This is a genomic window from Paenarthrobacter sp. AT5, from assembly GCF_032764245.1.
In the GTDB taxonomy this organism is placed as follows: Bacteria; Actinomycetota; Actinomycetes; order Actinomycetales; family Micrococcaceae; genus Arthrobacter; species Arthrobacter ureafaciens.
Genome location: NZ_CP136441.1, coordinates 1,954,729 through 1,969,953 on the forward strand (window position 1 = coordinate 1,954,729; position 15,225 = coordinate 1,969,953).

Consider the following 15,225-nt stretch of genomic DNA (forward strand, 5'->3'; position numbering starts at 1 on the left):
CCGAGGCGCCGGAGACAAACAGCGCTGGTGAAGCGGGCGTCTTCAGGCCTGGATGGCCTTGACCTCAAGGAACTCCTCGAGGCCGTAAAGACCAGCCTCCCGGCCAATGCCCGACTGCTTGTACCCGCCGAAAGGCGCGTTCGGATCAAAAGGACTGCCATTGACAGAAACCTGGCCAGCCTTGATCCGTCGGGCGAAGGAACGCGCCCGGGCAGAATCTCCGGACCACACCGCCCCAGCCAGCCCATAGACGCTGTCATTGGCAATGCGGGCAGCATCATCCTCGTCCTCATAAGGCTCGATCACCAGAACCGGTCCGAAGATCTCCTCACGGTGAATGACCATGGACGAGTCGACATCAGCAAACACGGTGGGCTCAACGTAGGCCCCCCGGTCGCCCTCGGGCCGGCCCGTGCCACCGCCGGTAACCAGGCGGGCACCCTCAGCCTTGCCCCGCGCGATGTAATCTAAAACCCGCTGCTGCTGCCTCACGGACGATAAGGGGCCAAGAACGGTCTTCTCGTCCGCGGGATCGCCCACCGAGTAGCCGGAGAGGGCCGCGGTCACGAGCGATTCGACCTCTGCTTGCTTTTTCCGCGGGACGACAAGGCGGGTCAGAGCCGAACAGGTCTGCCCGGAGTTCATCATCGCGCTCTGTACCGCGGCAGGGATAGCCTTTGACAAATCGGCGTCGTCAAGAAGAACGTTAGGGCTCTTGCCGCCAAGTTCCAGAGCCACGCGCTTGATCGTTGGCGCTGCCAGTTCGGCGACGCGCCTACCCGCCCCTGTCGAGCCGGTGAAGGTAACCATCGCAATGTCCGGATGCCCCGCTATGGCTTCCCCAACCACCGGGCCGGTACCAAACACCACGTTGACCACGCCCGGAGGCAATCCCACCGAATCGAAGATATCCACCAAAGCAATGGTGCTGAGTGGAGCCACCTCGCTTGGCTTAAGAACCACCGTGTTGCCCGCGGCAAGTGCGTATGCCACCTTGCAGGCGACAAGGAAGAGCGGATAATTCCACGGCGTGATTGCACCCACCACACCAAACGGCTCGCGCACTATAGTGGATGGTCCCTGCCGGTGCTCGAAGTCGAACTCCGAAACGATCTGTGCTGCGCTACCGAAGCTGTGGATAGGCAGAGGAAGCTGCGCCGCGCGAGCAAAACCAATGGGTGATCCCATCTCCTGGGAGATGATTTGGGCGATCTCTTCCAGCCGCTCGGTAAGCCCCTGGGACACGCCCTCGAGTAGTTTGGCACGGACCGCAACAGGAGTCTCGGACCACCCCGGCCCGGCAGCGGCCGCTGCAGCCACCGCTGCATCAACATCCGCAGACGTCCCTGCCACAACACTGGAAATCTCCTCTCCCGTGGCCGGGTTGACCACGGGAATGAACTCGGTGCTAGTGGACGGGCGCCAGACGCCGTTGATGTAATGCTTGTCATAGACAGTCATGTCACGTACTCGCTTCTTCGAGAGTGGGTGGGTAGTGCGTCAGGCCGAGGACAGCGTGCATGCGGGCGAGGTCTTCACGCCCTGAGTGCTTACGGTCAAGACGGGCAACTCGGATGTGATCCACGTTACTGACGCCTGGCACGATGAAGAATGGCTAGAACGGACAGAATGCTGGCCGTTCCGGCCAGGGCTGGGCCAGCAGAAGGACGATGGAGCGGCGCTAGAGAACTCTTAGCCCCTGACCTTTAACGCGAGCGAAGACTGACCTGCGTTTCGGCTTCGGTATCCATCCCGGCTCAGGCATCCTGCTCGGCAGCGAGGAGGCGACCGCGACCAGATGCGCCTCGAGGCCAGGTCCGTTACCGGTTCCGGTTTCTCCAGCATCAAGGGCTGGCCGAAGCGACCGAACTATTCGTGATGAAACACAAACGTCGTGGGAGCGTGCTGGGCGGTGTTGAGGACTCCGGCCGGCAAGTGGCTGGTGCAGGTGTTGCCGGTGCTGGTCCCCTTGCTGCGTCGGGACGGGGAGTTGGCATTGAGCGATGAGAGTGCTGCGCTGCTGATGCGGATGAGCGCGGCGACGATCATCGGAAGCCAGCTCGCGAGCGGGCGAAACTGCGGCGCCGGTCGCGTACCAAGCCCGGCTCGTTTGTTGAAGTTCCAGATCCCGGTGAGGACCTGGGCGGATTGGGGCGACGCGGTACCCGGGTTCGTTTCGAATGACCTGGTCGGGCCTGGGGCGGCGTGGCGTCCGGCCAGTTCCTGGTTCACCCTGACTGATATCGCGACCGGGCGAACGGTGAAACAGTCGGTCCCGAACATAGCGCAGAAAATGGGTGTTCGCGGCACTGCAGTAAGCGCAGGGCAGGTTTCCGGTCCCGATCCTTGGGATTGATTCGGATAACGGCTCCGAGTTCATCCGTTTCTTCCACTCCCGGTAGGTTCGCGCGGCGACGTTCGCGCCTTGCTCCCGCAGGTCGGCGCAGACCGACCCGACCACATAATCAACAGCGCGCATTCCATCGATCAATCGGCGGACCAGCGGCGGCGAGAGTCGAGCTCCCTGGCGAAGAAAAGCGAGGCCTGTGCATCGGACGTTGAAGACGTCGTTGTGGTTCGGACTCCTGGACAAGCTCCGCTCCACTCGGAAGTCTTCTTTTGCCACCTAACCGCGTCCCACGTGCCCAACGTCCATGGTCAATACATCTAGACAGCTTCCGTAAGTCCTGCTCGCCTGAACTGCTGCTGAACGGGTGCCCTCGAGTATCTCGGTCAGGGGAGGATGATGGCTCGTCCGCGTAGGTTCCCTGCATGCAGTTTCTCGTCGACAGTGAGTACGTCGTCGAGGGTGAAGATCTCTGCTTCGACGTGTACGGCGCCGGATCGGGCGGGGTCGAGGACCTCGAACAATTCGGATCTGAAGCCCCAGCAAGGGCTGCGGACGGTGGCTTCGTAGGGTTTGTTCAGCATCCCAACCGGTAGGGAGCCTGATCCGGCTCCGACCAAGATTTGGTAGCCTTCGGAGCGGACCATAGCTTGGCCGAGTGTATTGTGGGCTGGATTCCGACGAGGTCGAAAACCGCTTGGGCGCCGGGGGCCGTGCGTCAGGTCTTCACTTCGGTTATGGCGTCGTCGTTGGACAGGAAGACGTGATGGGCGCCGACGTCTTTGGCTAGTTGCAGTTTGTCCTCGTTCACGTCCAGAGCTACGACGGTGGTGTGGGATGTTGCCCGCAGGATTTGGATTGCTACGTGTCCAAGTCCTCCTGTGCCGATAACAACGGCAACCGGGCCAGGGACGAGCTTGGGTGGTGAGTGTTTGATTGCGTGATACGGGGTGAGCCCGGTGTCGGTCAGTGACACACTCGCCACGGGGTCAAGGTCCCCGAGGAGCACCAGGTGGCGGGCATTGTCGACGATCATTTACTCGACGATGGCGCCAGGGGCGGAGCCCGGGAGGGGCGATACCGGGATCGGCGGCCTGCAAACAATAGCTTTCTTTGCCCTGGGAGCACGCGTAGCAATTACCGCAACCCCACGGCCCGTAAACGGCCACAGAGTCACCGAACTGCACGCCCACGACTCGGTCTCTGAGTTTGTCGACGATGCCGGCGCCCTCGTGTCCCAGCGTCAAGGGAGGCCCGCAGCAGACCGCTCTCCGGGAAAGTTCATGGTGAACTCGTCCGAGTGGGACACCACGGCCGCGGTCACCTTCAGCCGGGCCTGGCCAGGACCGGGCTCTGGGGTTTCGATTTTTACCCCTTCAGGGGGCGCCCCGATGGTGCGGTATTGAAGTTCCTTCATCTCGCTTTCTCCTGACCCTTACCCGTGAGGGCGGCCTATTTCCTGTCACTGACATTGCCGATTTTTCACGAATGTACTGGCGTGCCGAGGGGAAGTTCCCACGTGCACAAGGGCGAGCCCGTGTGCACGTGGGAGGGATTAGTACGTCTTGGCGCCGGGGTGCAGTGCGGGGCGGCAGGTGCACGGATCCAAGACGGAATTGATCCACAAGTAATCCGGGTGTTGTACAAAGCAGCGGCAGACCCGCTTGAAGCGGTTGTTTGAACGCTGCCGCTTACAGGAGAAGGCGGTTCCCCAGCTTCTTCTCCTGCTGAGTCAATGACCTTCTAAGACTGCCGGTTCGCGGGTTTCGGCCGCGCGATCCAGTTCGCGTTCTGAACGACGGTCAACCGTGTAGAAGATCACGCCGCAAAGGACTAGTAAGGCGGCGACGACGGCGAAGACATTGAGAGCTGAGCCTGTGAGATCTGCAAAGAAACCTGTCACCACCGGACCGAGCAGACCACCGATGCTTGAGATGGACGTCATCATCGATATTACGGCGACCGCCGCGCCCCCGGCGAAAATTCGCGTTGGGATACTGAAGGCGGCAGGAGGGACCGAGAGGCACCCCAATGCAGCAATTGATAGGCCGATCATGTTTACCAAGGGTCCGGTGTTTGCGAATGCGAGAAGTGCTCCAGCAGCTCCGATTGTCAGCGCGATCAGCATGTGCAGACCCGGATGACCAAACCTAGAGATGGAGCGGCCTAGCGTCAAGATCCCGATGATGGCGAAAATGAAGGGAATGGACGCAAGCAGTGACACTTCGAGCGGCGTGGCATTTGGTGAAAAGCTACTGATCATGGTGGGGAGAAAAAAGGTCAGGATATAGACTGCGAACATCGGTGCCATGTAGCCTGCGGTCAGGGCCCAAGCGCGTCCGCTCCGGAATGCATCCGTCGCCCGCCGCGACCCGGCATCCACCGCGGCTAGCTCATTATTGACCGCGCGAGACAGAGTCTCGCGCTCCACGGCCGAAAGCCAGCTAGCACGGTCGGGATGGTCTTTGAGATAGAAGGGGACAATGATCCCGATTGCCATCGGCACAACACCACTGAACAGAAACATGAAACGCCACCCAGCCATGTCCGCATGGAGGCTCTGTCCCCACTGAAGGATGAAAACAAGGAGCGGGCCCCCTATGACTGTTGCCAGACTTGCCGCAATGAAAAAAATGGAGAAGGCACGGGCGCGGGGTTTGCTTGGCAGCCAAGCTGTCAGATAGGCCAGAACTAGAGGAACGAATGCCGCTTCCGTCACGCCCAGAAGGACCCGAAGTACGTTGAGGCTCGTCGCATCGAACGTCAGAGCGGTCAGCGCTTGTACCGCTCCCCATGCAACCAAAATCATCGCAAGGCCGCGTCGTGCGCCGAAGCGGCGTAATGCGAGGCTGATGGGAATGCTGAAAGGAATATATCCCAGGAAAAATAGGCTGGACGCGAGCCCAAACTGTGTCGCCGTTAGCCCCAGATCGGTGTTCATGCCATTCGGCGCTGCGTAAGCGATGGCAGCGCGATCCAGCATCGAGAAAAAATACAACATGGCGACAAAGGGCGCCAACCGAAACAGTATTTTGCGTGTCACGCGTTTCAGTGCCGGGCTTTCATCAATCTTTCCAGCCATAGTCTGCTCCACCCTAGATTCGTCTTTGAACGACATGGTGTGCCCTCCTTGGGGCTTCGGTCCTTGTGAGGACGGATTGCGGCATCGGTTTTATGCGATGCCGGGATTGGAATGGGTTGTTAGAGGACGGCGACGCAGTTGAGGGGGCTCGAGGTGGAGCCTACGAAGCGCCAGGGGAGGGCGGTGAAGAGGAAGTCCCATTGCTGGGCCTTTTCGCAGGCGGCGGCGAGAGCGGTGAGGTCCATGTTGTCGATGAGCCAGAGTCCCATCGAAACGAGGCTTACCGTGTGGATCGGGCGGGCGAAGTCGAAATCCTCCAGCTGGGGCGGCTGGAGATCGTGTGTGCCGTCGGCTCCCATGACGGAGATGTCGCGTTCGCGCAGGAACGGGAGGCAGGAAGCGTGCAGACCGGATTGGACTCCGTCGATGGGGCCCGTTTTTCCGTCGTGGTGGAGCGTCCCGAACCGTACGATGGCGTCGGCGTTACCGGTGTGGATGAGCAGAGCATCACCGGACCGCACCGTGATTCCTTGGCGTTTCTCAGCGGCGAGCAGGTCTTCGGGCAGGATCGCGTAGCCGCGTTCGACGTGCTCCACGCCGAACAGTCCAGCGATGTCGAGAAGCACGCCTCGAGTGATGAAGCCCTCACTGGCGTGGCTGACGTCGAGGTATTTCGAGCCGGTCTCTGCGGACGAGTCTGCCTCGGGAAAGCCGTTGTACTGTTTGCCGTCCCAGCTGTAGTGGGCGAGGCCGTCGAGGTGGGCGTTGCCGCCGTGGGGGCTGATGTGGATGTCCTCTCCCATGGCCTCCCATCGCGGTGAGATGTGCATGATCTCCTCGATCTCGCGGGGGCGGGTGCGGCGCTCGACGGCCGCCACGCCGGAGTGCACCGGATCGGGGTTTTTGGGGTCGATATCTCTGGAGAGGGAGACCGCCTGGCCGTGGCGCACGGAGGCGAGAGCTGCGAGGCGGACCTCGGGCGTGATGAGGTTGAGAGTGCCTCGTCGGTCGTCGTTGCCCCATCGGCCCCAGTTTGAGAGTGTCTCGAAGTAGCCCTCGATCTCGGCAGCGGACGAGGGTTCTACCTGGGATGAGGGTTCTACATGTTTGGTCATTTTGTTCTCCTGTTTGTTGAATTTGGCGGCGGCGGTGACGCCGCTTCCGCGTTATGGGCGTTTGTGAAGGTGCTGGCCGCGAGATGCATAGGGAGCATCTCGGCTCCCCCACCAGGCGCGTGGGGTGGGGGTGGTCGAAGCAGAGCCGAGCGTTGTGACAAGCGGGACACGTCATCCTGATAGCGGCGGAAGACGTCGGCTGCAGCGCGCTGGTGATCGAGCGTTCCGGTTGAGATTTGGTCAAGGCTGTTTGGAGACCACCCGCGGTGATCCGTTCTCGGTGACCACGTATCCTGCGCTCGTGCCGGCCCAATGGGTGCCGAGGACGAGGATCGGTTTGTCGAGGACGAGCTCGAGTAGGTCCTCGCGGGCCTTCTGCGCCAGATCAGGATCAACGTCTGAGTATGCCCATTCGGAATTGACTATTTCGAGCGGGTGGTGCCAGATGTCGCCGATGATGACTGCTTCCTCACCCTGCGAGCTGATCGTGAGCAACGAGTTGCCCGGCGAGTGGCCGGGAAAAGGCTCGAACATGATGCCCGGGGCAACTTCGTGGCGTCCGGTGAAGAAGTCGACCTGACCGGCTTGGACCACAGGCGCGAGCGAATCGGCGACCACGCGCGCCTGGTCAGCTTCCATCGAAGGCTCGGGGCCACCCCTCGTCCAGAAGTCGTACTCGTCCTTGTTGAGGATGTATCGCGCATTGGGAAAGGTCGGCTTCCAGACACCGTCGCGGAAGACCGTGTTCCAGCCGACGTGGTCGAGGTGAAGGTGGGTGCACGCGACAATGTCGATGCTTTCAGGAGGAAAGCCGGCCGACGCGAGTTCCTCCAGATACGGCAGATTGAGGTGTGCCATCGTCGAGTAGTAGGTACGCTCCTTGTCGTTCCCGAAGCCCGTATCGACCAGAATCCGTAGCCCCCCGGTCTCGAGCACGTAAGAGTGACTACTTAGCGTGGCGGCCCCGTCGTCATCGATATAGTCCGGTCGGAGCCAGTGCTCATTAGCGGCGACATCCGCGGTGGTGACCTGCGGAAGGAGAAAGGACATCGCCAGCGGCATCACCTGCTCCACCACGCGGGTGACGCGAACGTCTCCAACTGTCCATGTGTCATGTGTGGACTTGGGTATGGCGGTGCTCAGTTCGGTCATCGTTGACCCTCGGCTTTCCTGGTAGAAGAGCGGGTGGGGTGGGGAGTGCGAGGATCGGCGGTGTGCGATTGTCGCGGGGGTGAGGCCGAGGGTGCGGTGTCGGCCGGGGCGTGAGTCGTCAGTTGCGCATTGTGTAGGGGTTGCCGTCGACGGCTGAGGGTTTCCAGCCCATCATTTCGGCGACGACGAGTCCGCGCTCCGCGAGCGAGGCGGGGAACATCCAGTCCTTGTCCGAAAGGATGGTATCGATGTGCTGGTGCACGTCGTCGATGCTCTCGCCCAGTCCGAGCACGCCCCGCGTCTCTGCGAGGGTGATGCGCGCGACGCGGCCGCCGCCGGCGGACAGGATCTGACCGGTGACGTTCGACGCCTCGCTGACTAGGTAGGCGACCGTCGGGGTCACCGACTCGGGCGTCATGGTTTCGAAAAGCCAGTCGGTGTAAGCGGAGCTCTGCATCCGCTCAGTCATGCGGCTTCTCGCGGTCGGCGCGACAGCGTTGACGGTGATGTTGTGGTCGGCGCCTTCGATTGCAAGGGAGTTGATGAACCCGATATACCCGGTCTTCGCTGTGGTGTAGGGCACGGAGTTCGCGTTCCCATAGATGCTGTGCGAGGTTACGACGACGATGCGTCCGAACTTTTGTGAGAGGAAAGTCGGCCAGGCTGCCTTGGCCATGTGGAAGGCGGCGTAGACGTTGACCTGGATCGTGCGGTCGAAGACCTCGTCCGGCGTCTCGTACATCGGTCCGGCGTCGGGGGCCGTGCTCGCGTTGTGGATGATCCCGTCGATCCGCCCAAAGGCGGCCAACGTCGCCGTGACCGCTCCCCGCGCGCCCTCCTCCGTAGAGAGATCGCCGTTGTAGGCCTCAGCTGTTCCGCCCGCCGCACGGATCTCAGCGACCACCTCGTTCGCGGGACCTGTGTCAAGACCGTCACCGCTCATCGTCACACCACGATCGGCGACCAGAACCGATGCGCCGCGCTCGGCAAGAGCCAAAGCATGCGTGCGTCCCATTCCGCGACCAGCTCCGGTAACGAGAATAGCGCGGCCGTCGTAACGGACCGAGGATGTTTCGTTTTCGTTCACAAGACCCTCCATTGGGTGTGTAACTAAGGAATAAATTCGGCGTAGTAATTAGCTGCATTCGTCAATTTGGGCCCAGCGCGGCCGTTGTCGAGTGCCATAAATTCGTTCGTCTTTGAACAATTGATGTGTCCACCCGGGGATAAATCGTTCCCCGACGAGGTGCCTGCGCCGATCGGTGTCACCAGCGTAATTAACTTGACGTATGCCGTCAATTTGCCGGTTGCCCCGTGCGCATGGGGTGACGAAGGCAATGCAAGGCTTTGCTGGCTTGTCGGGTGGAGGCCGGCCGAGGGCGAGAGCTCATCGTCCCGGAGGTCTTCGTCAACCGGACGTTTATGACGTCCAGTGAAGAACGCATGGCGGGGCCAGTGACTGCCGGGTCCACCGGGAGCAGGAGTACTTGGCGGCGCAGCATATCGAAGTGGTGGCTGCCTCGTCTGCGGGTAACCTTCTCTCATGGAGTCCACGATGTCCCGCCAGCAGGGTCCCCGACGTCCCCGGCGGATTGACGCAATCGAAAATGAGGCCAGGGTTCGTCAGGCGGCCGAAGTCGTCTTGAGGCGCGTAGGCAGCGCGATGACGATGGACGACGTCGCTGCGGAGGCCGGCGTTAGCAAGGGGACGGTCTATTCCACGTTCGGCAGCCGGAATCAACTCTTGGAGGAGATGGCGATCCTTTTCTTCGATCGCGCCCACGATTTATACGTCGAAGCCCTCCAGGCGCCTTCTGCATGGGACGCGCTGGCTGAGCTCTTTCTGGAGCCCACCATCCAACTGACGTCGGCCGCCCGCGACGCCATGAATCCCGATCGTCCCGACGACGCCGTCAAAAAGGCGGGCCGCCGCACCTTTGAAGCGCTCAATGCTCTCATCGAAAAGGGCAAGGGGGAGGGCTCGATCAGAGCAGACGTGTCGATCCGTCACTTCGAGGTCTTATTCCGGGGCCTCGGACTCGCCCTGCAGCCGTACTCTCCTGCTTACCGGGAACTCATGCACGAGTGCGGACTTATCATCCTCAAGGGTATGCGCGCCTAACCTCAGCGCCGACTCGTACTCGGGTCGGCGATCTGCATTAGTACCGACGGCCGTGCCCCAGCGCAGGGAGGGGGGAGTCATGGCAACCCTAAGCTCCGGCAGGGACGGTCGGTATTGCCGGCGAAGCAAGAGATCCACGAGTACTTGGAACATCACACAGAAACACTGTTCGCTGACTCATGCAGATGATTGGCAGCCCCGCCGTTTGGAGGGTATTTTCGGCCACTCGTCGGCTTCTGCCCGGTTTCTTCTGATCGGATGCTTGGGGGTATCAGCGTCACCGGCGAGCTGAATAGACAAGAGAGATTCCATGACTGCAGTGAAGATTCCGTTCCCGCAAACTCGGCTCCTGTCAGCCCTCCACCCCCTTTCGAACCGGGAGTCGCAGCTGTTCTCCTGCAGTGGCTTTACGGCCAGCATCCCCTCATCTTCTTCGGCGGTGGCTCTCGCCGCCCCGGCAGCTGGAACCCCCGTGGGAGCAACACGAGGGCGGACAGGAAAAACATCCTTGCATGCCCGAGGACAGCCCCACTCATGCAGCGTCCCACACGCGGGCATTTCAGATAAGTTGACTACCCTTCCCGCACGGCGGACGCGAGTCATTCATTACTTGACGGTCTGCGTCAAGTTAGCTACGGTGGGGAAATGGGATCGGCCCATGCCTCTCGTCGCGGGAACCTCCACACCCGCGTCGGGGAAGATGTCTTGCTGCGCGCGCGGGACCCTTTTTCCGGTGAGTCCCGGTGTGCTTTGCATACCTACATTTCTTTGGATCATTAGTTTCAGCCCATCAGAGTGGTGCCATCGCTATGCGTGGCAATGAAGGCTCCGGCCGAACCAATTCGCCAGTCCACCCAGCAGAGGAGAAGTACCTTGAAGAGAGTCAATGCCCGTGAGCGTTTTGAGGGGATCATCGCTGATCACCGCACGCCTCTTGGCACGTTCGTGATGTCCATTGACCCTGCTGCCACCGCTGCCGTGGCAACCGCTGGCGTTGATTTCGTCGTGATCGACCGTGAGCACGGCCCGAATGACATCATCAGCACCGCCAACCATGTCCGTGCTGCCGAGGCGAACGGCATTGTCCCCATCGTGCGCGTGCTGGCTAACGATCCGACGCAGATCCAGGCAACGTTGGACGTTGGTGCCCATGGGATCATCGTGCCCAAGATCGGTACCGCGGAGCAGGCCGCCGCTGCCCTCGCGGCGACGCGCTATCAGGCCGGCGGACGTGGAATGTGCCCTGGGACGGAGGGGGCGCGCTGGTCCAGCGGTGACGGCTGGTTCGCCCACCGTGAGAGCTCCAACGAAAATGTGTTGCTCATTCCCCTCATCGAGACCCGTGAAGGGGTTGAAAATCTGGCCGAGATCCTTGCCGTGGACGGCATCGACTATGTTTTCTTCGGTCTGGGGGACCTCTCGCAGGACCTTGAGCTGCCGGGCAGCATGTTCAGTCCCGACTCGATCAAAGAACTCGTACGGATTTGGGACGAGGCTGCCGCCACTGTTCATGCTGCGGGCAAAAGGATCGGTGCCATGGCCGGCTATGGTTTCCACGGTCTGGATTTCGGCACCATTGAAGCTGACTTCGGGCTCCTTACAGCACGACTTCGTTCCGAGCTTGAGTCCTTGCGTGCAAGCGAAAAGCCGGTAGGCACCCGACGATAAACAACGCAGGAACACCAGCGCGGACATCGGCGCAGCTGCTACACCACAACAAGTCGCAGCCGCCCGGGCCGTCTTCTCGCGACGCTGAACTTCTCGGTACCGCCGATCGAGCCACCTCGCGCTGGCCCGGAAGGGGCGGCAAACCTGCACCACGGATCACTGAGCATCCGTCCGGTACTCCCGGCACAACACCCTGCCCGGGGTCTCGGGCGGAAAGCCCCATTCAGGGAGCCATCTCTCATGCCAGCCAACGTGCGTGTTGGCCAAATGAATTTCCCATCAGCCTTCACTTCATTCCGCGCGCAGACATTTCGTCGCAGGCCCTGCCACAGTACTGACCCCGCCGTCGGAGTAAGGACAATGACCATGCACGCAGTAGTCCGTTCTCTTGTTGTAGCCGTAACCACCCGGAAGGAACTGGACGCCGCTCTCGATAAAGCCGTGGATCTCCTGAAGCCGGCGGCTATGATCGAACGCGTTGGCATCTCGATCACGCGATTAGCCCCAGGACGCTATGAAGCGAGCCTTAGCAGCAACGTTCCCTTAGGTGTGACTCTCGAAAGATGGGGCACGAACTTCGATGAGGGCCGTCAAGAGTTTTGATGGGGGCTACGACTGACAGCTTTGGTTGCAGGCCTGTCCGCTGCCCGCTGAGCCGAGTGCTATCGGCGCACGGCAGTTCGGCGTCCCAGCCCCGGAAGGGATGGGCTCAAAGGCTTTACAGCACCTGGTTTGCAACACAAGTCCAACCGGCGCGTGTTGCACGGATCACCTGGTCTATGCCAGTCCAATGTGTTAAAGCGGCCTGGTAGCCGGATGACAACGGCACAGTTCAGAAGGTGGTCTGGCACTACAACCAACGGACGGGAATGCCCATAGTCACATTTGTGAAAAGAGTTCAGAACCGTTCGGTGCTTGAGCCTTATGTCGCGGTTCCTGATTCAGGGCCGCAGCTCCAGACCAGAGTCATGCCCGCACGCCACCCAGGCCAATATCATTGCCGAGGTCCTGACTCAGCGCGCGGAGCACCGCGAAGGCACCATGGACCTGGCCGTGCGCTGCGGCACATCGCCATTACGGTCTCCGGGGCCGCTTAAGACTGTCGACGATCGCATTTTTTATCCCTACGAATAGACCTGGCTGTCGCGCAGTACATGGAACAACAGCCCCTCCCGGTCGGTGCGGGATTGAGCTCTTGGAGAAGGACTTCGGGTTGGCTATGCGAGGCCCCGGTCGGCAGTGATTGTGGCGCTACCGACTGATGCCCGGCTTGGATGATGACTCCTGATCCCCAGAAGCGCTTCCCGCTGGGCCAAAGTCTCTTCCTGCAAAGCGCGCGCCACTGCCACAACCGCGGGTCGGCGCAGGGAGTCCGGGCGCAGAACCATCCAGTAAGGGACTAGCTCCGCGAATTCTCCCGGCAACAGCCTGATCAGGTCCTGATGCAGGTCGGCCATAAAGCAGGGAAGGAAGCCGATACCTGCGCCAGCCCTGGTCGCTTCCAAATGGACGAAAACGTTGGTTGAGCTCAGACTGTCCTTCATGTTGGGCACCAATCGGCGTGGAGCATCCAGGTTATCGACCTGCAGCATCGAATCCACGAAGTACACCAGCGGGTGCTCTGCCAGCTCTTTAACTGTTGTGGGTACCCTGTTGCTTTCCAGGTATGCCCGTGAGGCGTAGGTCCCGAGCATGTACTCGCCCAACTTAAAAGCTTCCGCCCGGTGGACCTGCGGTTCACCGACGACTACCTCGATGTCCACGCCTGATCTTTGCTGTAGGGCGCGCCTTGTCGTTGTAACAATTTCCACGCTCAAGCCCGCATGTTGTTTACGCAGCCGTGCCACTGCTGGGGCTGCAATATAAGCGCTGAAACCGTCGGTAGCAGTCATGTGGACGACACCGGTGAGCGATTCCTGCGCCTCACCCGACAACCGCAGCGTTCCAATCACGGTTTCGACCTGTTCGGCCGCCGCCACGGCCTTTGCTCCAAGCTCCGTCAGTTCCCAGCCGCCAGCTGCCCGCACGAGAACACGCCCACCTAAAACCTCCTCCAAGGCAGCAATTCTGCGCGAAACGGTGGTGTGACTAAGTCCCAAGGCCCGGGCGGCTGTCGTGAACTTACTTGACCGCGATACTGCGAGCAGTACCAACAGGTCATCGACGTTAGGGTTCATTCTGCGATTCTGCACTTTCGTTGTGCTGAAATTGCCATTGGCACGAATCCAACGGGCGAACTCAAGTGCCCGTGTGGGCCATATAGGGCTTCGGCGTCGTCCCTTCTCGCCGCGGCCCTGGCGCCGGTGAGCCTCTCGAGTTCCTTTAGGGACCGAATGTGGCCCCAGTGCTGGTGTGTGGTGGGTATCGCGGCGCTTATGTGACAGATTTGGCTTTCTCTAGCAATTGCTCAATGGCGTGGAGTCATCGGCGGCGTCGATCAGGACATGTTCCCCGCTGGATTTCGTTGTCAGCATGTGAATGTTGTTGACCATTTCGCTGACTGTTATGCGGCCATTGGTAAGGGCACAGGGGTCATGTAAAAGGCTGTCATGGGTCCCGTTGTGTGGTCGCAGCGGCTATTCGGCTTCTGTGGGTTTGGTATGCGTGGACTTGAAGTCCTTGTCTTCCGTAATCCGTCATACTCACGAGGTGGAGAGGGATTGGAAGAGTCGATCCGAGGTCATGCGGTACGTGGTCGCACCGGACAGTTGCTGGGGTATCACCCAGACTTCGTGACCAAGGGCTGCTTCAAATATTTGTCGGGGTTGAATGCCGTCGGCTGCGATCCATAGGGCGGAGGAGTCGGGCATAGCGTTGTCCACCACACCGGTTCTAATAGTCCGTCCGTGCTGGCGAATTTCTACTGGAACATTGATGAGCTGGGCCCAGTCTTCATGTTTATACGACGTCATTAGCTGGCCTTACTCGGTGTAGTGGCACTGAGTGACTGTGCCACTACACCGAAGTACTCGGAGGAGCGCGGGTTAGTGTCCTGTCATGTGGTCCGGCTTTGACCAGCCGCCCATATGTCGACGGGGAGTGCTCCGGCTGTCGGGCCGTCCGCAGACGATTTCATTCGGTCTGCCGAGCACGACCTCGAAGTATTGACTTTGGGCGGTGCAGATCCTCTATGCGGCGGGCCCCCGCCGCTACGCCACCCCCACTTTTGAGCGCAGGAGCCACATGGGGTCGCTCGCGTCTCTCGTTTGGTGAGAGAGCCCGGCAGCGAAGGTAGGTGCGGGTTCAGTCATCTTCAGGACAGTCTCGGCCACAGCAGTTCGGCCCATGATGCCCCAGCGCCCGTCCTTTCGGACGAAGTGGTCAAGGTAGCGTCCGGAGAGTAGAACCTCGTAGTCGGCGGTTCCTTCTGAATCCGAGGGAAACGGGCTCGATTTCGCGGTGACGCTCTGCCAGACGAGAAAGTAAGTCTCAACGGCAGCATTATCGTCGTCCGCGAACTCGATGATGGTGTTGCCGACGTGGTGGCTTGAGTATCCAATGGTCTCGTGGCGCCGCTGGGTGAACTCGATCCAGCCGTCCAAATCTCCTTTGTAAACGCCATGGTCGTGTATTGCGCCGGGATGGTAGACCTCGTGCAGCAGACCGAACTCCAGTCGATCCACCGCACGGCAGAATTGGTAGATTCGATGCTGAATCTCGGCGCGGTCGCTCATGCGCTCAGCGGAGAAGTCATTCGACATGGTGTGCCCTCCTTGGGGCTTCGGTCCTTGTGAGGACG

15 protein-coding genes are annotated in these 15,225 nt (G+C 60.7%); 2 read left to right on the top strand and 13 right to left on the bottom strand.

All coding sequences use genetic code 11. The features are described from left to right. Positions 1-42 precede the first annotated feature (42 nt). From RI444_RS08935 to RI444_RS08985, 11 genes are all read right to left on the bottom strand, one after another. A complete protein-coding gene (locus tag RI444_RS08935; protein WP_207604633.1) occupies positions 43-1,461 on the bottom strand; it encodes an aldehyde dehydrogenase family protein in 1,419 nt (472 codons plus the stop codon). Position 1,462: 1 nt separating this feature from the next. Further along, positions 1,463-1,585: a hypothetical protein gene (locus RI444_RS08940; RefSeq protein WP_276514954.1), complete on the bottom strand. Its 123-nt coding sequence runs from the start codon at positions 1,583-1,585 to the stop codon at positions 1,463-1,465. 284 nt (positions 1,586-1,869) lie between these two features. Beyond that, positions 1,870-2,232, bottom strand: a complete 363-nt coding sequence (locus RI444_RS08945; protein ID WP_207604634.1) for a hypothetical protein — start codon at positions 2,230-2,232, stop codon at positions 1,870-1,872. Between the two features lie 501 nt (positions 2,233-2,733). Then, on the bottom strand, positions 2,734-2,994 hold the full coding sequence (locus RI444_RS08950; protein ID WP_316963890.1) for a hypothetical protein: 261 nt from the start codon (positions 2,992-2,994) through the stop codon (positions 2,734-2,736). 71 nt (positions 2,995-3,065) lie between these two features. Next, positions 3,066-3,383, bottom strand: coding sequence for a zinc-binding dehydrogenase (locus RI444_RS08955; RefSeq protein ID WP_316963891.1), 318 nt, complete (start codon positions 3,381-3,383; stop codon positions 3,066-3,068). Beyond that, a complete protein-coding gene (locus RI444_RS08960; protein WP_316963892.1) occupies positions 3,337-3,594 on the bottom strand; it encodes an alcohol dehydrogenase catalytic domain-containing protein in 258 nt (85 codons plus the stop codon). The genes RI444_RS08955 and RI444_RS08960 overlap by 47 nt, the downstream gene beginning before the upstream one ends. Further along, the gene (locus tag RI444_RS08965) at positions 3,591-3,764 is read right to left on the bottom strand and encodes a hypothetical protein (RefSeq protein ID WP_316963893.1); all 174 of its coding nucleotides are present in this window, start codon (positions 3,762-3,764) and stop codon (positions 3,591-3,593) included. The genes RI444_RS08960 and RI444_RS08965 overlap by 4 nt, the downstream gene beginning before the upstream one ends. Positions 3,765-4,079: 315 nt before the next feature. Then, the gene (locus tag RI444_RS08970) at positions 4,080-5,465 is read right to left on the bottom strand and encodes an MFS transporter (RefSeq protein WP_207604635.1); all 1,386 of its coding nucleotides are present in this window, start codon (positions 5,463-5,465) and stop codon (positions 4,080-4,082) included. Positions 5,466-5,548: 83 nt separating this feature from the next. Continuing rightward, a complete protein-coding gene (locus RI444_RS08975; RefSeq protein ID WP_207604636.1) occupies positions 5,549-6,544 on the bottom strand; it encodes a cyclase family protein in 996 nt (331 codons plus the stop codon). Positions 6,545-6,784: 240 nt separating this feature from the next. After that, positions 6,785-7,696, bottom strand: coding sequence for an MBL fold metallo-hydrolase (locus tag RI444_RS08980; protein WP_207604637.1), 912 nt, complete (start codon positions 7,694-7,696; stop codon positions 6,785-6,787). 118 nt (positions 7,697-7,814) lie between these two features. Next, positions 7,815-8,783 (bottom strand): SDR family NAD(P)-dependent oxidoreductase, encoded by a 969-nt coding sequence (locus RI444_RS08985; protein WP_207604638.1) that lies wholly within the window; start codon positions 8,781-8,783, stop codon positions 7,815-7,817. Positions 8,784-9,239: 456 nt separating this feature from the next. Between RI444_RS08985 and RI444_RS08990 the strand changes: the two genes are divergently transcribed. Both RI444_RS08990 and RI444_RS08995 read left to right on the top strand, forming a co-directional pair. After that, on the top strand, positions 9,240-9,818 hold the full coding sequence (locus RI444_RS08990; RefSeq protein WP_207604639.1) for a TetR/AcrR family transcriptional regulator: 579 nt from the start codon (positions 9,240-9,242) through the stop codon (positions 9,816-9,818). A gap of 873 nt (positions 9,819-10,691) precedes the next feature. Beyond that, complete coding sequence (locus RI444_RS08995) at positions 10,692-11,486, top strand: HpcH/HpaI aldolase family protein (RefSeq protein ID WP_207604645.1); 795 nt, start codon at positions 10,692-10,694, stop codon at positions 11,484-11,486. Positions 11,487-12,703: 1,217 nt separating this feature from the next. Here the strand turns inward: RI444_RS08995 and RI444_RS09000 are convergent. Both RI444_RS09000 and RI444_RS09005 read right to left on the bottom strand, forming a co-directional pair. Beyond that, a complete protein-coding gene (locus RI444_RS09000; protein WP_207605903.1) occupies positions 12,704-13,663 on the bottom strand; it encodes a LysR family transcriptional regulator in 960 nt (319 codons plus the stop codon). 972 nt (positions 13,664-14,635) lie between these two features. Continuing rightward, positions 14,636-15,187: a nuclear transport factor 2 family protein gene (locus tag RI444_RS09005; RefSeq protein WP_207604641.1), complete on the bottom strand. Its 552-nt coding sequence runs from the start codon at positions 15,185-15,187 to the stop codon at positions 14,636-14,638. Positions 15,188-15,225: the final 38 nt, after the last annotated feature.